Consider the following 20,991-nt stretch of genomic DNA (forward strand, 5'->3'; position numbering starts at 1 on the left):
GAGAGTCAGTGCGCAAAAGGAGCAATTTCATGACCATGACTTCCGGAACCCCATGGTCCCGTCGCCGCGGACTGTTTCGTCTGCTCGCTGGTGGCCTGCTGAGCGCCTCGGCCGCGACGCTCATCGCGTTGCCCATGGCGGGCGTAGCGAGCGCCCAGTGCGATCAGAACGTGGGTAATTCCATTGACCAGTACCTACAGCGGCATCCCGACCTGCACCAGCAGCTGCAGTCAAGGTCCGAGGCGGAGGGTGGCGGGCCCAACGTCATCGATTACCTAAATCGGCATCCGGATGTGCGGCAGCATCTGATCGACCTGTCGCAGCAGTGCGTGCCGTAACCACGTAGCGAGCAAGCCTCGTCGGCGAGCGCCCGCGCCAACACGCGATATGTTCGCCCATTGACGAAAACTAGAACACGTTCTAGCGTCTAGGCGTGTCCGCTCCCCTCTTTTCTGAGCCGCTGGTCTCCGCAATCGCCGAGGCCGAAAATCTGGTAGCCGCCGCACCGCATATCGAGACCGAAGCCGACCTGCTCGAAGGCCTGCAGTATCTGGCGGGGTGTATCGCCGCTTGCACGCACATGGTGTTCGACTACGAGCGTGATCATCCGATGCTGCTGTCCGGCACCGGACCGTTCACCAAGATGGGCTTGGACAACCCCGACACCCTCTACTTCGGCTGCCGAGTCCAGCCTGACCGCGATTACCTGGTCACCGGCGTGCGCGGCACCACCACCGACCTGAGCTTTCAGCTGCTCGGCGGCGAGTACACCGACGACAACGTGCCCGCCAGCCAGGCCGCGTTCGACGACCGCGAGCTGGAGATCGCCGCCGACGGCAGCTTCCAATGGCAGGTGCGACCGAGCAGCCCCGGCCAGCTAGTGATCCGTGAGGTTTACGGCGACTGGTCGGCACGGCGGGGGACGTTGTCCATTTCCCGATTGGATACCGCCGGGACCGCGCCGCCGCCGCTCACTCGCCAGTCCATTGAAAAGCGTTATGCGACAGCGGGAAAGCAGCTAGTCAACCGGATCAAGACATGGTTGCAGTTTCCGCAGTGGTTCTATCTCGATATCCCGGTCAACACGATGGTGCCGCCCCGGTTGACGCCAGGGGGCCTGGCCACCCAGTATTCGTCGGTTGGGCACTTCGACCTGCGGCCCGATCAAGCGCTGGTGATCACCATCCCGGCCTCCGATGCCCCTTACCTCGGCTTCCAGCTGGGTAGCCTGTGGTACATCTCGCTGGACTACATCAACCACCAGACATCGCTGAACAACACTCAGGCACAGGCGGATCCGGATGGCAAGGTGCGAATCGTCGTCGCCGACCAGAATCCGGGCGTTACCAACTGGGTAGAGACCCTCGGCCATCGGCGGGGATTCCTACAGTTCCGCTGGCAACGAGTGTCGCGTCAACTGACCGACGCCGACGGACCGACCGCCGAGTTGGTCGACTTCGACGCGATACCGGCGAAGCTGCCTCATTTCGAGCACAATAAGATTTCCGATGACGAATGGCAGGCGCGAATTACGCTGCGCCAACAGCAAATTGCGGCGAGGATGCTGGGATGACGAAGATGCTCGACGGCAAGGTCGTGGTGATCAGCGGGGTAGGCCCGGGTCTGGGCACGACGCTGGCGCACCGGTGCACGCGGGAGGGCGCTGATTTGGTGCTGGCCGCGCGCACCCCGGAACGCCTGGACGACGTCGCCAAGCAGATCGCCGATGCAGGGGGACGGACGGTGACGGTACCCACCGACATCACCGACGATGATCAGGTCGCCAACTTGGTCGACGTCACCATGGAGGCCTACGGCAAGGTCGACGTGTTGATCAACAACGCGTTCCGGGTGCCGTCGATGAAACCATTGGCCGGCACAAGTTTTCAGCACATCCGCGACGCGATCGAGCTCAGCGCGCTGGGGGCGCTACGGCTGATCCAGGGCTTCACTCCGACGCTGGCTGCGACGCACGGTTCTGTCGTCAACGTGAACTCCATGGTGATCCGGCATTCCCAGGCGAAGTACGGCGCCTACAAGATGGCTAAGTCCGCGCTGCTGTCCATGTCGCAGTCGTTGGCCACCGAGCTGGGTGAGCAGGGCATTCGCGTCAATTCCGTTGCCCCCGGCTATATCTGGGGCGACACATTGCAAGCCTACTTCAACCATCAGGCGGGTAAGTACGGCACCACCGCTGAACAGATATACCAGGCAACTGCGGCGAACTCCGACCTCAAGCGACTGCCCACCGAGGACGAGGTGGCGGCGGCAATTCTATTTATGGCTAGCGACTTATCCAGTGGCATCACCGGCCAGACCCTGGATGTCAACTGCGGCGAGTACCACACCTAATGACTGAACGCACCGACATCGCAACCGTCGACGAACTGCACGCCTCAGCCACCAAGCTAACCGGGCTCGACGACTTCGGCGGCGACGACGACAACTACCGCGAAGCGCTGACTGTGCTGCTGGACTCTTACCAGCGCGAAGCGGGTCTTACCGTGTTGGGCAGCAAGATGAATCGCTTTTTCCTGCGCGGCGCGTTAGTGGCCAGGCTGCTCTCCGAATCGGCGTGGAAGCAATACCCGCAACATGCCGACGTCGTCATCAAGCGGCCGATCTTCGTCACAGGATTGGTGCGGACCGGCACGACGGCGCTGCACCGGCTACTTGGCGCCGATCCGGCTCATCAGGGCCTGCACATGTGGCTGGCCGAGTTCCCGCAGCCCCGTCCGCCGCGGGACACCTGGGAATCCCACCCCCTGTATCGCCAACTCGATGCACAGTTCAATCAGCACCACGAGGAGAACCCCGGCTACACCGGCTTGCATTTCATGGCCGCATACGAGCTGGAGGAATGCTGGCAGCTACTGCGGCAGTCCCTGCATTCGGTGTCCTACGAGACGCTCGCACACCTGCCCAGCTATTCAAAGTGGCTGTCGCAGCAGGACTGGACGCCGGCATACCAGCGGCACCGCAAGAACCTTCAGCTGATCGGACTCAACGATGCCGACAAGCGATGGGTGCTGAAGAACCCCAGTCATCTGTTCGCATTGGATGCGCTGATGGCGACCTATCCCGATGCACTGGTCATCCAGACGCACCGACCTGTCGAGACGATCATGGCCTCGATGTGTTCGCTCGCGCAGCACACTGCCGATGGCTGGTCGACGACCTACGTCGGCTCTCAAATCGGCGCTGACTCAATGGAAACCTGGTCACGTGGTTTGGAGCGGTTCAACACCGCGCGCGCCAATTATGACCCGGCTCAGTTCTATGACGTCGACTACCGCGAGTTGATCGCCGATCCGATCGGCATGGTGACAGACGTCTACCGCCACTTCGATATCCCGCTAACTGATGAGGCCCGGCAGGCCATGGAAAAGAGCCATGCCGAAAGCCAATCCGGCGAACGTGCCCCCAAGCACAAGTACTCGTTAGCCGACTATGGGCTGACCGCCGAAGAGGTCAAGGAGCGCTTCGCCGGGCTGTGATACGCCGTTAGTCGTCGTCGTCGTCGCCGGCGGGCGGAGCGGTCGACTCCGCCTCCAAATAGCCCTCGGCAGCGGCGTGTTCGATGCTGTCGGCCAGCTTCGGGCAGGACCGGGTGCGCGCGCTGTGCTCCCCGGACGTACGCAGTTCGGCGAAATACGCGCAGCGCTGTGATGCGTCGGCGTTCCACTGCACCGCGGTATGCCCCGGTCCGAGCCGTTTGACGTTGACCGTGGCATGACAGAACCGGCAATCCACCGGCTGCAGACCCGACGTCAGGTAACGGGTGCGGTCGGCCTGAGTGGCCTCACGCACCGCGGCGACGCGCTGTGGATCATTAGCGAAAACCGGTGCCTTAGACCAGGTTCCGCCGCGTCCCCCAGGAGCTGCCGGTGCCGGCTCGTCATGGCTGTCGTGATCGCCATGAAGCATCAGCATCGACCGAGCCAGCCGATCGACGTCGGGCGGCTCCTCGCCTCGGTTCAAGCGCCGCTCCTCCTCATCGCTGCGTCCCCCTCGCCGCTACGCGGCTGGGAGGTGCCCCCACTGCATCGTCGCCGGCGCGGTCATGTCGCTGGCTGCTCCGCCTTTGCATCTTGGTCAGAGGCCTGCCGTTGCAAATTTTCTTCGACCTCGACATGCCACTTCTCGTTGGCGATGGTGGTATCCACCTCAATCTCGAAGCGATCGGTCATGTCCGGCGTGACATCGGCGGCGTCGACGTAGAACTGCTGATACCACCGTCGCATCTGGTAGACGGCGCCGTCCTCCTCGACCAACAGCGGATTGTCGATGCGGGTCTTGTGCTTCCAGATCTCGACGTCTTGCAAAAAGCCCTTGCTGACACCCTCGGTGAAGACTCTGGAGAGCTTCTCGGTCATGGCCTCGTCCATGCCCTTGGGCTTTTCGACGATGACGCCCCACTGCAGGACGAACGAATCCTGGGTTACCGGGTAGTGGCAGTTGATCAGGATCGACTCGGCTTTGTAGTCGCCGTAGCGGTTGTGCAGCCAGTTGATCATGAATGACGGCCCGAAGTAGGACGCCTCCGAATCCAGGTGCGCCTCACCGTAAGACGTTCCGAGATCGTTGACGTCGGGCCGACCGACATTGTGCAGGTATTGCGACGCGATGTGACCCTCGAAGACGTTTTTGAAGTAGGTCGGCAACCCCAGATGGATGTAGAAGAAGTGCGCCATGTCGGTGACGTTGTCGATGATGTCGCGGCAGTTGGACCCCTCAATGAGGATGCTGTTCCAACGCCATTCGGTCCACTCGTCGCTGTGGGCTTCCGGAATGTCGGGAATCTGCACGGCGGGATCCGGCGGATTGTTTTCGTGGTCATGCCATACGAACAGCAGTCCGCCGCGCACATCGGTGTTCCACGACCGGGTGCGGGCCGTCTTGGGTGTGCGCTTGGCGTAGGGCACCAGCTTGCAGCGGCCATCGCCGCCCCAGCGCCAGTCGTGGAACGGGCAGGCCACCTCGTCGCCCTTGACGGTGCCCTGTGCCAGGTTGCCGCCCATGTGCCGGCAGTAGCCGTCGATGACGTGCACGTCGCCGTGGGAGTCGGCGAACACCACAAGGTGGGTGCCGAAGGCCTCGACCCCATGAGGTTCGCCGTCCAGGTAATCCTTGACCGGGCCAAGGCAATGCCAGCCGCGCGCGTAGCGGTCGGGCAGGGTGCCGGCGTCGATCTCGCGAACACCGGCTGTCTCGGTAGCCATGCGGCCTCCAACTTCGTCAGCTTCTAACTAGAACACGTTACAGTTTTCATGCGCGGTAGCGCAATCACAGCGCAACGACGGCGGGCTTTACTGCCGGTTAATAAGGTCTGGACGCTGGAATACCCGGCCTGGGGTATATGTGAACGATGCCGCTGTTCTCCTTCGAAGGCCAATCGCCGAAGGTCGATCCCACGGCCTTCGTGGCACCCACCGCTACCTTGATCGGCGACGTCACGATCGAGGCCGGGGCGTCGGTGTGGTTCAACACCGTGTTGCGCGCCGACTACGCGCCCGTCATCGTGCGTGAGGGGGCCAATGTGCAGGACGGCTCGGTGTTGCACGCACCTCCCGGCATCCCGGTGGACATCGGACCGGGCGCAACGGTGGCGCACATGTGCCTCATCCACGGGGCCCATATCGGGGCCGAGGCGCTGATCGCCAACCATGCCACCGTCCTCGACGGCGCGGTGATCGGTTCACGCACCATGGTCGCCGCCGGCGCATTGGTAGTGGGCGGCACCAAGATTCCCGATGAGGTGCTGGTGGTCGGGGTACCTGCCACGGTCAAGGGTCCGATCGCGGGTACCGGCGCGGAAATGTGGGTGAACGTGAACCCGAAGGCCTATCAGGACCTGGCCCAGCGTTATCGGACTGGTCTGAAACCTATTTAGCCTGGCGGCATTTCACCGCCGCGCTTAGTTATGCGGAGGCTTATCGCATCCAGTCCGGGGTCACCGAAAGCCCATTGTGATGGCGGTATTCGGCGATTGCTTTGAGGTTTTTCATCTCCAGTAGATGGCCGGCGCCGAACATGTCCCAGAAATCGCCGACCCAGACCGGGCGTTCCGACGGGGCCGCGTCCGGGTACGGGTTCTGCTCGTAGAACGGATGGTGGCAGTTGGTCCACAGCACCACTGAGCCGGGCTTGTCTAGCACCGTTTGTGCGTCGACGACCCGCATCAGGTAGATCATCCACAGATGCTTGCCCTGGTCCCACGCGCAGTGGTAATCCACGGTGCGACCCTGCTCGCCAGCCACCGTACGGACGTAGATCTTGGTCTCCGACCCCAGCCGGTCGTAGGCCTGCCAGAGTCCTGGCTCATCGGTCTCGGTAAACCCGCGCAGGCTGTAGGTCCACTCTTCCAAGCACCGGGTATCGGCCATGTAAGCGAACAGTTCATCGGGCGGGCAATCGATGTAGTCGTTGACGGTGATGTACTGGCCGAATACCTCATCGTGCGGGTACACCGAGTGCATCATCTCCATGATGATCGGCGTGGCCTTCTCTCGCGGGCTGGTTTCGATCCGGGTTACTCCGTCGATCGGCTCGGTGTTGCCGGTGTGGGCGACGATATCTTCAAGCGCGGGCAGCGACATCGGATCGGTCTCCTGTTAAAAACGTTGCAAACACGGGGATTTCGCCAATCGAATTATACACGTATTGTAAATCTGTGGACGGGGATTTATCCGGGCTATCACGATTGAACCGATTGGGCTTCGGGCTCGTTATACCCCATACCAGTGCCTTTGCGACATGATGCTCGCATGGGCCTGCCAGTCGGTCGCGTACAGGTCGCCGCGGCCGGCCGAATGCTGCGGTCTCGCGGGAGGACCATGATCGGACGACTCGATACCTGCGACACACCAAAGCACCAGCTGACGATTGAACTTCGCGATGTGGTGCGCGAATACCGGGTCGGCGGTCAGCGTGTGCGCGCGCTCGACGAGATCAGCCTTCGGTTCGGGGGCGGGCAGTTTGTCTCGGTCGTCGGGCCGTCGGGGGCCGGCAAGAGCACGTTGCTGCACCTGCTCGGCGCATTGGATTCCCCCGATTCAGGCTCGATCAAATTCGATGGCGACGAGATTGGCCACCTCAGCGACGAACAGCAGTCGCAATTTCGCCATCATCGCGTGGGTTTCGTCTTTCAGTTCTTCAACTTGTTGCCGACGTTGTCGGCGTGGGAAAACGTGGCAGTCCCGAAGCTGCTAGACGGTGTCAGGCTGGGCAAGGTCAAGTCGGATGCCATTCGGCTGTTGGACCGGGTTGGCCTCGGTAACCGGACCCAGCACCGGCCGGCGGAACTGTCGGGTGGTCAAATGCAGCGGGTTGCGGTGGCGCGGGCGTTGATGATGAACCCATCGCTGATTCTGGCCGACGAACCGACCGGGAACCTGGACTCCGCCACGGGCGCTTCGATCCTGGCGCTCCTTGCCGAGGTGGCGCACGAGGATGGCGATAGCCGGCTGGTGGTGATGGTGACCCACAACTCCAGTGCCGCAGCGACAACGGATCGAGTGATCACCCTCCAAGACGGACGGGTCGGTTCCGACCAGTTGTCAGCGGTGCCGGGATGAGACCGGCTTCCGCCGTCGCGGCTACGGCGAGCCGGCTACGTGTGTTCAGCCTGCGCGAACTTGTTGTGCACCGTCGGCGTACCACAGCCTCAATCGCCGTAATGGCCGTATCTGCAATGTATCTCGTTGCGGTATTCGGAATTTTCGGATCGATCACCGGATCGGTTAACCGGCTGGCCGACGGGATCGCGGGAGTCGCCGCGCTCGAGGTGTCGGGCATTACCGACGCGGGATTTCCCGACGCAATCACGGCCGATGTCGCAGCGGTTCCCGGCGTGGCGACCGCGGCACCGATGATTCGGACTTCTGCGCCCACGTCATCAGGTCCCGTTCTGCTCTTCGGCGCAGACAAAAGCAGCGCTGCGTTGGGTGGCGCCTTGAAAGACGCCGTGCAGAAGCCCCTAAAGACGCTGTCCGACAATCCCAACGGCGTCCAGGTCGGGCCCGGTGTCGGTCACACTAAAGGCCAGACGTTCCGGCTGGGCTCGGCTTCGGTCGCAGTCACCGAAGTGCTCACCGGCAAGCAGCTTGCGAACCTCAACGGCGGGCACTACGTCCTTGCTCCACTTGCATTGGCGCAGAACATCGCCGGGCGAAAAGGGCAGCTCGACTCGATACTGATCACTACGAAACCCGGTGCCAATCTCGCAACAGTGCGCGCCGCGGTCACCGCGGCCGTGAAAGCCAGGGCAATCGTTGCGGATCCGAGTATGCGGGCGACCCGGGCCGGCGACGGCGTCAAGCTGATGAACTACATGGCGTTGATGGGTGCGGGAGTTGCGTTGGTGGTCGGCGCTTTCCTGATTTACACCACGATGACGATGGCGATCACCCAGCGCCGGCCGGTCATCTCGATGCTGCGCGCGATCGGCGGCCGGCGCGTCACCATCGTTCGCGACTTGCTCGCCGAAGCTGCGATTCTCGGCGTGATCGGCGGAGCGATCGGGTCGGGCCTCGGAATAGTCATGGGCCGTATGGCGATTGGACGATTGCCGCCGGCGATAACCCAAGGTCTCGAAGCTCGAATCGAGTACTGGCTGCCCGGCTACGCGATACCGGTGGCACTGGCCGCGACGGTGCTCACCAGCGCGGCAGCATCGGCGATGGCTGCGCGGCAGGTGTACAAGGTTTCGCCGATCGAGGCGTTGGCACCGGTCGGGGTGTCAGCAGCCGATTTCGTGCCGCGATGGCTGCGGCTGGTAACCGGTATTGCCGCTGTCGCGATGTTCGCGGCGTCGATCCTGATCGTCGTCGCCCAACGCGGCAGTCTCGCATTCGTTGCGATCTTTGCTCTGTTCAGTGCTGAGATCGCGCTCGGCTTCGCACTCACCGCGCCCATCGTCAAAGCGACGGCGGCTACGGCCCGGATCTTCGGATCGGTTGGGCCACTTGCGGCGGCGACGATCGAGCGTGCGCCGCGGCGGGTATGGGCCACGGTGATGACGGTGCTCATCGCAGTAGTCACCACAGTCGTGATCACCGGTACGAACGGCGACATGATCCGGTCGGCGCGGGCCATCTTCGCTCCGGTCGCCGGCGTGGACGTGTGGGTGACCGCGGATCCTCCGGACAGTTATGCGGCTGACCCGCTGCCGCAAGATCTTGCCGGCAAGGTCGCGAAAGTGCCGGGGGTAGAACGTGTCACCGAGGGCGCATTCGGCTTCGCCGAGGTCGGCGGCACCCGGGTGATGCTCGACGGGTTTTCCGCCGGGAGCGCCGATCCGCTGTATCGCGCGCTCGGGGAGCAGGTACGCAACGCGGTGCTCGCCGGTCGGGGCGTGGTGCTTTCGCAGAACCTCGGCAAAACTCTTCACGTACGGGTCGGCGACAATCTTCAGCTGCAAACGCCACATGGCCCGCGGCAGACGGCTGTGCTTGCGTTGGTTCCGTACTTCTCGACGGTCATCGGCACCGTCGGGATTGACCTCGGTCGAATGCGGACGTGGTTCGACCGTCCAGCTGCAACAGCACTCCAGATCTCTGCGGCGCCAGGCGTGGATCCGAATCGGTTATTGGCCGACGTCCGCCATGTGGTGCCTGCGCCGAACTACGTATACAACGGTCACACAGCACTGGCCGGGATCGAGGCGCCGCTGCATCAGAGCATGTTCATCGCCAACGCCGTATGGATCATTGTTGTATTCGTTGCTGCGGTAGCGCTTTTCAACACGTTGACGCTCTCGGTGCTCGAACGGCGTCGTGAGATCGGAGTGCTGCGGGCGATGGGAACCAGCCGTCGGTTCACCGTGCAGATGATCCTGGCCGAGGCGGCGGCCATCGGTGTCGTCGGCGGCGTCTGCGGCCTGCTATTCGGCTTGACGGACCAGTGGCTTTACAGCCTCGTCAGCGGCGACATCATGAATTTCAACGTTGGCTTCCGGCCAAGCCCGATGGCAGTCCTGTTCACCGTGGGCGCGCTGGCGATCAGCCTGCTCGGATCGCTGCCGCCAGCGCGACGCGCGGCCCGGCTGAACATCATCGAGGCCGTCGGCGTCGAGTAGCGCGTAGGTCTCTGAAGTTCAGCGATCTACCTCAGAGGCCGAAGAAGGCGTTTGCGACAAGGAAATCCCACAGCTGGGCGAGGGGATCCTCGAAGGGAATGATGAACGAGCTGTCCAGGGCCGGGTTCATCGTATCGACGAACGTGTTGACCGAGACGCCGGCCATCCCTATGCCCGTGTCGTCGGGAATCGGTATCCCAAGGCCAGCCAAGAGATCTGAGGAATCTTTCCCAGAAGTCAACACATCGGTGATGCCCATAGACGGAATGTTGAAAATCATCCCCTCAAAATTGTCGTCGGGGTCGGCCGCCCCAATGTCCGTGATGCCAAACATCTTAAGAATTGGGTCGGTGGCAAAGATGAAGTCCGCGTCGCACCCCAAGCTGTCGTCCGGTGCGCAAATGGCGTGGGCGACGGGGGTGTTTGCCAACGGGATGAGCCCGGCGGCCAGGAAAGCACCGGCAGCCGTGCCGACAACGAGCGTCATACGCCGAGTACTCATTGAAAACTCCATTCATGAGTGTGATCTAGCTCACTTCTAGGCTAGTGACGACCTGAGGATATACCCACGAAAGCCTGAGTGAAACCTCCTCTCCGTTGACTATTTGCTGCTGAAGCCATCAGGCGCCGAACGGAAGAAGTGCAACCCACAAGTCGGTCAGCGGATCCGTGAACGGGATGGTGAAAGTGCTGTCGAGGGTGGGATTCATCGTGTCCGTCAACGTGTTGACTGTGGCATCGACGGTCCCGGCCGTCACGTCCGCGGGCAGTCCCAGCCCCGGGTCGGCAAGAGCCAGGTGATCCGAGGGATCGATCCCCGACGTCAAAATATCTGTAATGCCGAGGGACGGAATTTGCATGATTGCCACGTCAAAATGTTCATCCGGGTCGGCGAAGCCCTGCATCGCGAAAGGGCCGAAATTTTGCAGGGGTCCAATCAGAAAGTCTGTGTCGGGCCCCGGGGGGTTGGCGATGGGGATGCCATCCCCGTCGTCTGCGTGGGCGCCGGGGATGGCACCCAACGAGGCGAGTCCGGCGGCCAGGAACGCACCGGCAGCCGTGCTGAAAACGAGTGTCATAAGCCGAGCACTCATTGGAGACTCCAATCAAACCTGAGTGAAACTGCTTCGTCAGGCCCGAGCTCGCGGGCCGGTGAGATCAGAAGCCGAACGGGAGAAGCAACGTAAATAGCTCAGCCAACGGATCGGTGAATGGAAGCGTGAATGTGGAATCGAGGGCCGGGTTCATCGTGTCGATGAACGTATTTACTGTCTCCCCGGATACGCCGACGCCCGCGGCCCCGAACCCGACACCGTCTGACGGGTCGGCTCCGGAAGTCAAAATATCTGTGATGCCGAGTTGCGGAATTTGGAAAACCGTCGCTACGAACTCATTGTCGCTTGGGTCGGCAAATGACTGGTTGGTGAAGAAGCCGAAGTCTTGGAAGGGTCCGGTCATGAAGTCGGTGTCTAACCCCGGGGCGCCATCGTCCCCGTCGGCGTGCGCGATTGGGCCGGTTGCCAGCGAAATGAGTGCGGCGGCGAGGAAACCGCCGGCGGCCGTGCCGAGGCCGGCCAGGACCTTGTGACTCATAGGAGACTCCACTTCGTACATCGTTGGATGAGGGGTGTGGACTCCCCGCGGCGACGCCCGCTCCCTTCGATGCAATGAATGATGTTGTGGGTCGCCCACCGTCGGACCTTCGCGAGCGGCGAATGTTCGGCTTAACGGGTACACGGATCGATGGTTAACAACGGATGGCTAAAAGCTGAACAACAGATGAACGACAGATAAGAATTTGCCAGCTCTGAATCCATAGGTTTCACCCGTTGTGGTCGATAACGGTGGCGAACCCCTGCAGATGAGGAGTGCACGGAGGCGGCACCAGGGTTCGTGGGATGCTGCGCAGCCCCTCGGTGTCGAATCCGGCCGCGGCAATGGCATCGATGGTTCGGCGGTTCGGCTCGCAACCGGACGCCAACCAAGACCACGGTTTGGCGATCAGGTCTTGGAACCGACCGATCACGCCATCCCCGCGGACATGCTCCAGGACCACCAGCCTGCCGCCGGGTGTGAGCACCCGGCGGATCTCACCGAGGGTGGCGGCAACATCGTCGACCGAGCACAGCACAAGCCCGACGTGCACCGAGTCAAAACTGTTGTCCGGAAAGGGAATCGCCTCCCCGGTCCCGTCGACAATGTCGGCTGCGATGCCCCGACGTCGAGCCAGCGCGGAAGCCATCCGGCGCATCGCCGCCTCCGGTTCTACGGCAGCGACCGATGTCACCGCGGGCGGAAGGAAGAGCAAGTCGGTTCCCGGCCCGAGACCGACGAGCAGCAGCCGGCCGGTTGCATTGCCCATCGCCTCTCGGCGATACCGGCGGTAGAACAGCCGGTCGAAGATCGGCATGCCGAGTCGATAGATATAGGGAAATAACGGATTACGGCGTGCCACTTCTCACCTGCAGGTTACCCAGATCCATTCGGAACGGCGGATACTCATCGCGCATCAACGAGACGTAGACGGCCACTCGGTACCGCCACCGAACCATGCCCAGGAGAAGGTCGAACATGCCCTGGTTGATCGTCCCCTTGCAGAGCAACCACACCGCGTTGATAACGCAAAGCACTTGCAAAAACGGCTCCATCGCCCAGCACAGCAATATCTGCGGTAGGCCCAGCAGCCACCACTTCACCAGCACCGCCCAGTTGGTGAGCCGTTCCGGATAGTCGACCTCGAGATCGCCGGGGTAGTCCGGCCGAGACGCGAGCGTGAAAGGCGGGTACTGGTCGGTGCCGTTCATCGGAAATCGGTAATTCATCACCCGCCACGACCACCGCAGCACCCCGACGTTGAAGTCGAAAAGTGGGCGCGGATACCGTCCGGTGAACAAGATGGCGACGCCGGCAACGATGGTCACCAGCGGGTAGACCAGGTAGAGCAGTATCAATATCGGGTAGTGCGGCACCGCCAGCACGCACCACTTGAACAGGCAGAGCCAGCGCGAAGGCGCATCTAAATCGCCTCGCACCCGTACGGGATCGTCCCTGAGAACAGGCTCGTCCACGCTGTCCATCCTGCAACTCCCCAGGCCGATATGCAGGTCACTCCAATGTGAATACGGGGGAGCGGGGTGCTGGGTTCAGATTTTTCGCGCGTTCGCGGTCGCCTGGTCGACCTCCCAGTACGCACGCAGCGCCACCAACTGGCCCTGGTCATTGGCCTTGTAGGTGAACACGCCTTCGGCGGTGACCTGGTATCCGGCCGCGGTGATCAGGATGTGGCCGACGTTGGCTTCCTCGTTGCCGCATTGGTAGGTGTCGCGGAAGTGGAACTCGATGTTGTCCGTCGGCGCAATCGCCTTGTCCCAGAACGCCGAAATAGCGTCGCGGCCGCGATGCCCCTTGCCCTCGGGATCGAAATGTGAAGGCCCGATCGGGTCCTCGACGATCGCATCGTCGGCGAACACCGCCAGCCACGTGTCTTTGTCTCTGGCTGTCACCGCATCGCGAGAGCGCTTTCCGGCCAGGTGTGCGGGCGATGTGCTCATTTGTCCTGCCATCCCGAGTGGATAAAAGTGTCGGCGAATCGCTTCAGTGAGTCTTTCTTCTTGTCCAGCGGCGCATCGAAGCCGAGCCCGTCGAACATCCAGGGGATGACGATGTTGTCGGTGACGCCTACCTCGGCCAGTTCCCGATGGCCGTCTACGCCGAACTTGTCGATGCACACCGCCTGATATTCGAAAGGCACATCTGCACGGTCGTATTCGGCGAGCAACGCCTTGATCTTGCCGATTGTCTCGGCGAGCTGGTCGCAGGTCATCATCGCGCTGGTCCACCCGTCGCTGACCCGCGCGGCACGCTTGAGCGCGACGTCGGTGTGGCCGCCGACGTAGAACGGCACCGGTTTACTCGGGGCAGGGCTCATCTGCAGGCGGTCGAAGTCGAAGAAGTCGCCGTGGAATTCGACCATCCCGCCGTCCAGCACGAGCTTGATGACCTTGATCATCTCATCGACCCGCGCCCCGCGTCGCGCATACGGCACCCCACACCATTCGAATTCTTCTGGCGCCCAGCCGATTCCTACACCGAAGCCTAACCTGTTGTTGGTCAGGTTGGCCACCGAGCCGACCTGGCGGGCCAGCAGCAGCGGGTTGCGCGAGCCCAGTTTCATCACGTTGGTGTAGAAAAACAGCTTCGAGGTGACCGCGCCCATCGCGCCGGCTGCGATCAGAGGATCAACCCATGGGGTGTCCTCGTTCCACATCCGTGATCCGTCGGCGGTGTACGGGTAATCGGCGGCGGCCTTCTCCATGTAGAACAGCGAGTCGGGTAGCGCGATCGCGTCGAACCCAACCTCCTCGGCGGTTTTGGCCAGCTCGGTCAACTGATCGACCGGCCCCATCGCGACGCTGCAGGTGTACTTCACGGCTTATCAGCCCCCACCACCCACATCGAGTAATACTGCGAGCCGCCGCCGTAGGCGTGACCAAGTGCCTTGCGCGCGTTCGGAACTTGGTGATCGCCCGCCTTGCCCATCACCTGGATGGCCGCCTCGGCGAAGCGGATCAGCCCGGAGGCGCCGATCGGGTTCGACGACAGCACGCCGCCCGAGGCGTTGAGCGGGATCCGGCCGCCGATCTCGGTTTCGCCCGCCTCGGTGAGCTTCCAGCCTTCGCCCTCGGGCGCAAATCCGAGGTTCTCCAACCACATCGGCTCGAACCACGAGAACGGCACGTAGATCTCGGCGGCGTCGATCTCGTCGATCGGGCTGGTGATGCCCGCCGCCTTCCACAGCGCCTGCGCGGCATCGCGCCCGGCCTGCGGGTTGACCTGGTCGCGCCCGGAGTACGCCAGCGGTTCGGTGCGCAACGCGGTGGCGTGAATCCATGCCACCGGGTGGCCTTCGCCGACCCGCTTGTCGGCGGCGTCCTCGTTGCCGATCACGACCGCACACGCACCATCGGACGACGGGCAGGTCTCGTCGAAGCGAATGGGGTCCCACAGCATCTGCGACGCCATCACCTTCTCTAGCGTGATGTCCGGTTGATGCAGATGCGCCAACGGGTTCTTCGCGCCATTTAGCCGGTCCTTGACCGCCACCATGGCACCGATGTGCGTCGGCGCGCCCGATCGGCGGATGTAGGACCGCACGTGCGGGGCGAAGTAGCCACCCGCGCCCGCGCCGACCGGCTTGGTGAACGGCACCGGAATGCTCAACGCCCACATGGCATTCGACTCGGACTGCTTTTCCCACGCCATCGCCAGCACGCGCCGGTATTTGCCAGACTGCACCAGGCTGGCCGCCACCACGCCGGTCGACCCACCGACCGAACCCGCAGTGTGCACCCGGATCAGCGGCTTGCCGGTTGCGCCGACGGCGTCGGCCATGAACAGCTCCGGCATCATGACGCCTTCGAAGAAGTCGGGCGCCTTGCCGACGACGACCGCGTCGATGTCGTCCATGGTCGACCCGGAGTCTGCCAACGCCTTATCGATGGCCTCGCGAACCAGGCCGCTCATCGAGACGTCCTGACGCTTGGCGACGTACTTCGTCTGGCCGGTGCCGAGCACCGCAGCGAGCCTGCCGGCCATATTTATTTCCCTTCCAGCACGGCGACGAGATTTTGTTGCAACACCGGGCCGCTGGTCGCGTGCGCGAGAACCCGTCCTGCAGAGCCGTCGAAAATATGTTGTGCGGCAAAGCCGATGCGTTCCAACCCGGCAGAGAACATCGGGTTGGCCGCCAGGGTGCCACCCGACGGGTTGACCTTTGTCGTCGACGACAGGCCGATCGCCTCGGTGAGGATCAGCTGCTGATGCGTGAACGGCGCATAAATCTCGGCCACCTCGATCGAGTTGGTGTCCCCGCCCGTCGCGGCCTTGGCGGACGCCGCTGTCGACGGAGACGTGGTCAGGTCCCGGGCGCCGAGGACCGGAGTCTCGATGCGGTGCTCGATCCCGGCGATCCACGCGGGGTTCTTCCGCAGCTCGCGGGCCCTGTCGCCGGCGGCCAGCACGATCGCCGAGGCGCCATCCGTGATCGGTGCAATGTCGTGGCGCCGAAGAGGATCGGCGAAGAACGGCCGGGCCAGCAACTCGTCGATGCTCTTAGCGGGCTTCTCCGAATCGGTTCGCTGGGCAACGGCGAACGAATCCAGCGCTACTTGGGCCATCTGTTCGGCCGTCCACTTGCCCGCGTCCAGGCCGAGGCGGGCCTGCAGCCCAGCCATCGACACCGCGTCCGGCCACAGCGGTGCGACCGAATACGGATCGGTCTGCAACGAAAGCACCCGGCGTAGCGTGCCGGCCGAGGACTTGCCGAAGCCGTAAACCAATGCGGTGTCGACCTGCCCGGTGAGGATTTTGATGTAGGCCTCGTAGAGTGCAAACGCGGCGTCCATCTCCACGTGCGACTCGTTGATCGGCGGCACCGCCCCGATCGAGTCGATCGCGGAGATGAACGAAAATGCTCGGCCGGCAAGGTAATCCGACGAGCCGGAGCACCAGAAGCCGATATCGGTCTGCTCGAGCCCGAGTTCGGTGTAAAGGGCATGGAAACACGGCATCAGCATTTCGACGCCGTTGGTGGTGCCGTCGGTGCGGCGCACATGCGGTGCATGGGCGAACCCGACGACAGCTACATCGCGATCGGTCACGTTATTCCCTCTTACAGGTGGTGTTTGTAGGTGTCGTAGTCGGCGTCGGGTTCGCCGCTCGGCTTGAAGTATTCGATGTTGTCGATGCCCAGGCCCCATTCCTCGCGGGGCTTCCACACCGCTTGCACCCGCATGCCCATCCGTACCTCGGTGGCGTCGATCTCCTGAATCAGGTGCAGGAACGCGATATCGGCGCCGTCGAGAAGGACGTAGGCCGCGACGTAGGGCGGCTTGATGCGTTGGCCGGCGAACGGGATGTTGATGATCGCGAACGTCGTCACCGTGCCCTTATCGGGCAGCTCGACGAAGTTGTCGAGTTCCAGACCGGTCGCCGGGTCCGCTTCCTTCGGTGGGAAGTACACCTTCCCGTTCTCGCCGGTGCGCGCGCCGAGTAGCTTGCCCTCTTCGAGACCACGCAGAAACGCGCTCTCGGGAAGTGAAGCGGTGTGCTGGATTTCGATGGTGCTCGGCGTTACCTGGACCGTCACCGGGTCACGGTCGTCGGTCGTTTCGGGAACCGGCTCGGCCTTGTCGCCGAGCGCGAAGTAGGCGATGTCGGTGATCGCGCCTGCCGGCTCGTCGACCCAATGGGCGTGCACCCGCGCGCCGGTACTGATCGCATCGGAGGATCCAGCGTCGACGGCGTGCAGCATTGCGATGTCGGCACCGTCGAGCTTGATCAGTGCCCACGCGAATGGCCGGTCCAGCGGCTGCCCAGCCAACGGCTCGGGCTGCCAGGTCCAGGACAGCACGGTCCCGACGCTGGCCACCGGTACGATCTCGGTCAATCGTTCGTAGGTCACGGGATCGAACTCGGCGGGCGGCACGTAGACCCGGCCATCCGAGCCCCGGACACCGACGATGCGTCGCTCGCGCAGGGCGGTGAAGAACTGGCTGAGGGTGGATCCGACTGAACGGGTGTAGTCGAAGGACAGCTTCAGAGGCGCCGATAGCGGCGGCTGATGGGTATCGATCTGCACCGGGCTGCTTTGGCTGGTGGTCACAGCATCGAGTAGAACAGGTTCTAAGAATGGTTTCAAGACACGGTCGGGACCTGCAGGAAAGGCGGCTCGCATGAAGCTCGGACTCCAGCTGGGATATTGGGGCGCTCAGCCGCCGGAAAACCACGCGGAACTCGTCACCGCGGCCGAGGAGGCCGGATTCGACGCGGTGTTCACCGCCGAAGCATGGGGATCGGACGCCTACACGCCGCTGGCCTGGTGGGGTTCGTCGACACAGCGGCTAAGGCTGGGCACGTCGGTGGTGCAACTGTCCGCGCGTACCCCGACTGCGTGCGCGATGGCGGCGCTGACACTCGATCACTTGTCCGGTGGCCGGCACATCCTTGGTCTCGGGGTCTCGGGTCCGCAGGTGGTGGAGGGTTGGTATGGGCAGTCGTTCCCCAAGCCGTTGGCCCGCACCCGCGAATACATCGACATCATCCGGCAGGTGTGGGCACGCGAGAAGCCGGTGACCAGCGATGGCCCGCACTACCCGCTGCCATTGACGGGGGAGCGCGCGACGGGTTTGGGCAAGCCGCTCAAGCCCATTACCCACCCGCTGCGGTCCGACATCCCGATCATGCTGGGCGCCGAGGGGCCGAAGAATGTCGCGTTGGCCGCGGAGATCTGCGACGGCTGGCTGCCGATCTTCTACACGCCGCGGATGGCCAACACCTACAACGAGTGGTTGGACGAGGGCTTCGCCCGGCCGGGCGCACGCCGCAGCCGAGAGAACTTTGAGATCTGCGCCACCGCCAACATCGTCATCACCGAAGACCGCAGCGCCGCCTTCGCAGCGATGAAGCCCTACATCGCCCTCTACATGGGCGGGATGGGCGCCGAGGACACCAACTTCCACGCCGACGTGTACCGCCGGATGGGCTACGCCGAGGTGGTCGACGAGGTGACGAGGCTCTTCCGCAGCAACCAGAAGGACAAGGCCGCGGAGATCATCCCCGACGAGGTCATCGACGACGCGGCGATCGTCGGCGACGTGGACTACGTGCGTAAGCAGATCAAGGCCTGGGAAGCCGCGGGCGTCACGATGATGGTCGTATCTGGCCGCAGTACAGAGCAGGTCCGCGAGCTCGCGTCGTTGATCTGAGCGCGTCCTTGCCAGAGCATTAGAACGCGTTCTAGATTGACCGGATGACAGCCTCGCAACACACCATCGCGGGCACGGTACTCACGATGCCGGTGCAGATCCGCAAGGCGACTCAGCATATGGCGATGTTCTCGGTGGACGCCGAGGCCGCACAACGAATGATCGACTACAGCGGCCTGCAGGTCTGCCGTTACCTGCCTGGGCGTGCGGTCCTGGTCCTGATGTTGATGCATTACGTCGACGGCGACCTGGGCCAGTACTACGAATTCGGCACCAGCGTGATGGTCAACCCGCCCGGGTCGGACGCACGCGGCCCGCGCGCCCTGCAGTCGGCCGGCGCCTTCATCCATCATCTGCCCGTCGACCAGCCGTTCACCCTCGAGGCGGGAACCAAGATTTGGGGCTACCCAAAAGTCATGGCGGACTTCACCGTTCGAGAAGGCCGTCAGTTCGGGTTCGATTGCACCGTGGACGGTCAACTGGTGATCGGCATGGACTTTCGCCGCGGCCTGCCCTTCCGGCTGGGCCCACGCCATCAAGAGCAGCGCAGCTATTCGCACCGCGACGGCGTCACCCGTGAGATCGCCTTCGAACACACGCTAGACGATGTGCACACCCGTCTCGGTGGAGCGCGGATCCGACTGGGCGACCACCCTTACGCCAAAGAGCTTGCATCGCTGGGCCTTCCGAAGCGCGCGATGTTGTCCAGCTCTGCTGGCCACGTACAGATGACATTCGGCGATGCCAGGGAGATCTCATGACGGTCACTGCAACGACCAGGCCCGATGTCGACCTGACCGACGGCACGTTCTATGCGGGTGACTCCCGGTCCGTCTACCGCTGGATGCGGGAAAACGAGCCGGTGTTCCGGGACCGCAACGGTTTGGCCGCCGCGTCGACGTACCAGGCCGTCATTGATGCCGAGCGCAACCCCGAATTGTTCTCCAACGCCGGCGGCATCCGACCCGACCAAGACGGCATCGAGATGATGATCGAGATGGACGATCCGCAACATCTGTTGCGGCGCAAGCTCGTCAACTCGGGCTTCACCCGCAAGCGGGTGAAAGATCTGTAGTCCAAGATCGTTTCATTGTGCGACACGCTGATCGACGCGGTCTGCGAACGCGGGGAGTGCGACTTCGTCTGGGACCTGGCCGCGCCGCTGCCGATGGCGGTCATCGGCGACATGCTCGGGGTGCGTCCCGAAGAACGCAACATGTTCCTCAAGTGGTCCGACGATTTGGTCAGCTTCCTGAGTAGCACTGCGTCGCCAGAGGGTGTCCAGGCCAGCATGGAGGCCTTCGCCGCCTACAACGAATACATGATGGGGATGATCGCGGCGCGCAAAACACAACCGACCGACGATCTGGTCAGCGTCCTGACGCACGCCGAGGTCGAGGGGTCGCGCCTGGAGGATCACCAGATCGTCGTCGAGGTTGTGCTGTTGCTGGTCGGCGGCGACGAGACCACCCGTCATACCTTGTCCGGCGGCACGAGGCAGCTACTGCTGCACCTCGATCAGCACAAACGGCTGGCCTCGGATCTGGGATTGCTGCCCAACGCGATCGAAGAGATGCTGCGCTGGACGGCGCCGGTGAAGAATATGGCACGCACGATCACCGCGGACACCGAGTTTCACGGCACCCAATTGCATCAGGGCGAAAAAATGATCCTGTTGTTCGAGTCGGCGAACTTCGACGAGAAGGTCTTCGGCGATCCGGACACCTTCAACATCGAGCGCTACCCCAACAACCACCTCGCGTTCGGCTTCGGCACACACTTCTGCCTGGGCAACCAACTTGCGCGGCTAGAGCTGTCGATCATGTTAACCCGTCTGCTGCAACGCATTCCAAACCTACGGCTGGCCGACGATTCCGCGCTGCCGCTGCGGCCGGCGAACTTCGTCAGCGGCCTGGAGTCGATGCCGGTCGTCTTCACCCCAAGCGCGCCGCTGGGGGCTTAGCTAGTAGCGCGCGAAAGCGGGGAGGTTAGCGCCCTTTGAACTGCGGGGTGCGCTTCTCCTTGAACGCCAGCGGGCCTTCTTTCGCGTCATCGGACAAGAACACGTCGATGCCGAGCTTGGTGTCGATCTTGAACGCTTCGTTCTCGTGCATGCCCTCTGTCTCGTGGATCGCGCGCAGGATCGCC

General features: G+C 63.0%; 22 protein-coding genes and 3 pseudogenes. 10 read left to right on the forward strand and 15 right to left on the reverse strand.

Going from position 1 to position 20,991, the window contains the following annotated elements; translation table 11 throughout:
• Positions 1-29: 29 nt before the first annotated feature.
• The 4 genes from WB785_RS20590 (at position 30) to WB785_RS20605 (ending at position 3,497) form a co-directional block, all read left to right on the forward strand.
• Complete coding sequence (locus WB785_RS20590; protein WP_424081305.1) at positions 30-338, forward strand: hypothetical protein; 309 nt, start codon at positions 30-32, stop codon at positions 336-338.
• A 95-nt stretch (positions 339-433) separates the two neighbouring features.
• On the forward strand, positions 434-1,573 hold the full coding sequence (locus WB785_RS20595) for a hypothetical protein (protein ID WP_424081307.1): 1,140 nt from the start codon (positions 434-436) through the stop codon (positions 1,571-1,573).
• The gene (locus WB785_RS20600; protein ID WP_424081309.1) at positions 1,570-2,352 is read left to right on the forward strand and encodes an SDR family oxidoreductase; all 783 of its coding nucleotides are present in this window, start codon (positions 1,570-1,572) and stop codon (positions 2,350-2,352) included. Before WB785_RS20595 ends, WB785_RS20600 begins: the two co-directional genes overlap by 4 nt.
• Entirely contained in the window at positions 2,352-3,497 is a 1,146-nt protein-coding gene (locus WB785_RS20605) for a sulfotransferase family protein (RefSeq protein ID WP_424081311.1), read from the forward strand. The genes WB785_RS20600 and WB785_RS20605 overlap by 1 nt, the downstream gene beginning before the upstream one ends.
• Before the next feature lie 7 nt (positions 3,498-3,504).
• Here WB785_RS20605 and WB785_RS20610 read toward each other — a convergent pair whose 3' ends face one another.
• The 3 genes and pseudogenes from WB785_RS20610 to WB785_RS20620 form a co-directional block, all read right to left on the reverse strand.
• Positions 3,505-3,933, reverse strand: a complete 429-nt coding sequence (locus tag WB785_RS20610; RefSeq protein ID WP_424081342.1) for a hypothetical protein — start codon at positions 3,931-3,933, stop codon at positions 3,505-3,507.
• A 45-nt stretch (positions 3,934-3,978) separates the two neighbouring features.
• Positions 3,979-4,060: pseudogene (locus WB785_RS20615) on the reverse strand (hypothetical protein); the annotation flags it as partial.
• Between the two features lies 1 nt (position 4,061).
• Entirely contained in the window at positions 4,062-5,222 is a 1,161-nt protein-coding gene (locus tag WB785_RS20620) for a Rieske 2Fe-2S domain-containing protein (protein WP_424081313.1), read from the reverse strand.
• 146 nt (positions 5,223-5,368) lie between these two features.
• Between WB785_RS20620 and WB785_RS20625 the strand changes: the two genes are divergently transcribed.
• A complete protein-coding gene (locus WB785_RS20625) occupies positions 5,369-5,893 on the forward strand; it encodes a gamma carbonic anhydrase family protein (RefSeq protein ID WP_424081315.1) in 525 nt (174 codons plus the stop codon).
• Between the two features lie 40 nt (positions 5,894-5,933).
• On the opposite strand, the gene WB785_RS20630 is transcribed toward WB785_RS20625, so the two are convergent.
• The gene (locus WB785_RS20630; protein WP_424081316.1) at positions 5,934-6,599 is read right to left on the reverse strand and encodes an SRPBCC family protein; all 666 of its coding nucleotides are present in this window, start codon (positions 6,597-6,599) and stop codon (positions 5,934-5,936) included.
• Positions 6,600-6,878: 279 nt separating this feature from the next.
• Between WB785_RS20630 and WB785_RS20635 the strand changes: the two genes are divergently transcribed.
• On the forward strand, positions 6,879-7,577 hold the full coding sequence (locus WB785_RS20635; RefSeq protein ID WP_424081344.1) for an ABC transporter ATP-binding protein: 699 nt from the start codon (positions 6,879-6,881) through the stop codon (positions 7,575-7,577).
• Positions 7,574-10,078, forward strand: a complete 2,505-nt coding sequence (locus WB785_RS20640; RefSeq protein WP_424081318.1) for an FtsX-like permease family protein — start codon at positions 7,574-7,576, stop codon at positions 10,076-10,078. The genes WB785_RS20635 and WB785_RS20640 overlap by 4 nt, the downstream gene beginning before the upstream one ends.
• 31 nt (positions 10,079-10,109) lie before the next feature.
• On the opposite strand, the gene WB785_RS20645 is transcribed toward WB785_RS20640, so the two are convergent.
• From WB785_RS20645 to WB785_RS20690, 10 genes are all read right to left on the reverse strand, one after another.
• Positions 10,110-10,565 (reverse strand): hypothetical protein, encoded by a 456-nt coding sequence (locus WB785_RS20645; protein ID WP_424081320.1) that lies wholly within the window; start codon positions 10,563-10,565, stop codon positions 10,110-10,112.
• A gap of 133 nt (positions 10,566-10,698) precedes the next feature.
• Positions 10,699-11,157, reverse strand: a complete 459-nt coding sequence (locus WB785_RS20650) for a hypothetical protein (RefSeq protein ID WP_424081322.1) — start codon at positions 11,155-11,157, stop codon at positions 10,699-10,701.
• Positions 11,158-11,236: 79 nt separating this feature from the next.
• Positions 11,237-11,671, reverse strand: coding sequence for a hypothetical protein (locus WB785_RS20655; RefSeq protein WP_424081324.1), 435 nt, complete (start codon positions 11,669-11,671; stop codon positions 11,237-11,239).
• A gap of 229 nt (positions 11,672-11,900) precedes the next feature.
• Complete coding sequence (locus tag WB785_RS20660; RefSeq protein WP_424081326.1) at positions 11,901-12,488, reverse strand: class I SAM-dependent methyltransferase; 588 nt, start codon at positions 12,486-12,488, stop codon at positions 11,901-11,903.
• A gap of 31 nt (positions 12,489-12,519) precedes the next feature.
• On the reverse strand, positions 12,520-13,110 hold the full coding sequence (locus WB785_RS20665; RefSeq protein WP_424081346.1) for a DUF4389 domain-containing protein: 591 nt from the start codon (positions 13,108-13,110) through the stop codon (positions 12,520-12,522).
• 111 nt (positions 13,111-13,221) lie between these two features.
• On the reverse strand, positions 13,222-13,629 hold the full coding sequence (locus tag WB785_RS20670) for a nuclear transport factor 2 family protein (protein WP_424081328.1): 408 nt from the start codon (positions 13,627-13,629) through the stop codon (positions 13,222-13,224).
• Positions 13,626-14,507, reverse strand: coding sequence for a TIGR03619 family F420-dependent LLM class oxidoreductase (locus WB785_RS20675; protein WP_424081330.1), 882 nt, complete (start codon positions 14,505-14,507; stop codon positions 13,626-13,628). Before WB785_RS20675 ends, WB785_RS20670 begins: the two co-directional genes overlap by 4 nt.
• Positions 14,504-15,673, reverse strand: coding sequence for a thiolase domain-containing protein (locus WB785_RS20680; protein WP_424081332.1), 1,170 nt, complete (start codon positions 15,671-15,673; stop codon positions 14,504-14,506). The genes WB785_RS20675 and WB785_RS20680 overlap by 4 nt, the downstream gene beginning before the upstream one ends.
• 2 nt (positions 15,674-15,675) lie before the next feature.
• Positions 15,676-16,737, reverse strand: coding sequence for a thiolase domain-containing protein (locus WB785_RS20685; protein ID WP_424081334.1), 1,062 nt, complete (start codon positions 16,735-16,737; stop codon positions 15,676-15,678).
• Between the two features lie 11 nt (positions 16,738-16,748).
• On the reverse strand, positions 16,749-17,741 hold the full coding sequence (locus WB785_RS20690) for a Zn-ribbon domain-containing OB-fold protein (RefSeq protein WP_424081336.1): 993 nt from the start codon (positions 17,739-17,741) through the stop codon (positions 16,749-16,751).
• A 70-nt stretch (positions 17,742-17,811) separates the two neighbouring features.
• On the opposite strand from WB785_RS20690, the gene WB785_RS20695 reads away from it, so the two are divergent.
• From WB785_RS20695 to WB785_RS20705, 3 genes and pseudogenes are all read left to right on the forward strand, one after another.
• The gene (locus tag WB785_RS20695) at positions 17,812-18,843 is read left to right on the forward strand and encodes an LLM class F420-dependent oxidoreductase (RefSeq protein WP_424081338.1); all 1,032 of its coding nucleotides are present in this window, start codon (positions 17,812-17,814) and stop codon (positions 18,841-18,843) included.
• Between the two features lie 44 nt (positions 18,844-18,887).
• On the forward strand, positions 18,888-19,604 hold the full coding sequence (locus tag WB785_RS20700) for an acetoacetate decarboxylase family protein (protein ID WP_424081340.1): 717 nt from the start codon (positions 18,888-18,890) through the stop codon (positions 19,602-19,604).
• A pseudogene (locus WB785_RS20705) lies at positions 19,601-20,806 on the forward strand (cytochrome P450). Before WB785_RS20700 ends, WB785_RS20705 begins: the two are co-directional and overlap by 4 nt.
• Before the next feature lie 25 nt (positions 20,807-20,831).
• Here the strand turns inward: WB785_RS20705 and WB785_RS20710 are convergent.
• A pseudogene (locus WB785_RS20710) lies at positions 20,832-20,991 on the reverse strand (crotonase/enoyl-CoA hydratase family protein); the annotation flags it as partial.

The sequence above is a fragment of the Mycobacterium sp. genome (assembly GCF_049585075.1).
Lineage (GTDB): Bacteria > Actinomycetota > Actinomycetes > Mycobacteriales > Mycobacteriaceae > Mycobacterium.

Coding starts and splice junctions, on each gene's coding strand:
- WB785_RS20590 (WP_424081305.1), top strand. CDS start 30: ATGACCATGACTTCCGGAACCCCATGGTCCCGTCGCCGCGGACTGTTT.
- WB785_RS20600 (WP_424081309.1), top strand. CDS start 1,570: ATGACGAAGATGCTCGACGGCAAGGTCGTGGTGATCAGCGGGGTAGGC.
- WB785_RS20605 (WP_424081311.1), top strand. CDS start 2,352: ATGACTGAACGCACCGACATCGCAACCGTCGACGAACTGCACGCCTCA.
- WB785_RS20610 (WP_424081342.1), bottom strand. CDS start 3,933: ATGCTGATGCTTCATGGCGATCACGACAGCCATGACGAGCCGGCACCG.
- WB785_RS20620 (WP_424081313.1), bottom strand. CDS start 5,222: ATGGCTACCGAGACAGCCGGTGTTCGCGAGATCGACGCCGGCACCCTG.
- WB785_RS20625 (WP_424081315.1), top strand. CDS start 5,369: ATGCCGCTGTTCTCCTTCGAAGGCCAATCGCCGAAGGTCGATCCCACG.
- WB785_RS20630 (WP_424081316.1), bottom strand. CDS start 6,599: ATGTCGCTGCCCGCGCTTGAAGATATCGTCGCCCACACCGGCAACACC.
- WB785_RS20640 (WP_424081318.1), top strand. CDS start 7,574: ATGAGACCGGCTTCCGCCGTCGCGGCTACGGCGAGCCGGCTACGTGTG.
- WB785_RS20645 (WP_424081320.1), bottom strand. CDS start 10,565: ATGACGCTCGTTGTCGGCACGGCTGCCGGTGCTTTCCTGGCCGCCGGG.
- WB785_RS20650 (WP_424081322.1), bottom strand. CDS start 11,157: ATGACACTCGTTTTCAGCACGGCTGCCGGTGCGTTCCTGGCCGCCGGA.
- WB785_RS20655 (WP_424081324.1), bottom strand. CDS start 11,671: ATGAGTCACAAGGTCCTGGCCGGCCTCGGCACGGCCGCCGGCGGTTTC.
- WB785_RS20660 (WP_424081326.1), bottom strand. CDS start 12,488: ATGCCGATCTTCGACCGGCTGTTCTACCGCCGGTATCGCCGAGAGGCG.
- WB785_RS20670 (WP_424081328.1), bottom strand. CDS start 13,629: ATGAGCACATCGCCCGCACACCTGGCCGGAAAGCGCTCTCGCGATGCG.
- WB785_RS20680 (WP_424081332.1), bottom strand. CDS start 15,673: ATGGCCGGCAGGCTCGCTGCGGTGCTCGGCACCGGCCAGACGAAGTAC.
- WB785_RS20695 (WP_424081338.1), top strand. CDS start 17,812: ATGAAGCTCGGACTCCAGCTGGGATATTGGGGCGCTCAGCCGCCGGAA.
- WB785_RS20700 (WP_424081340.1), top strand. CDS start 18,888: ATGACAGCCTCGCAACACACCATCGCGGGCACGGTACTCACGATGCCG.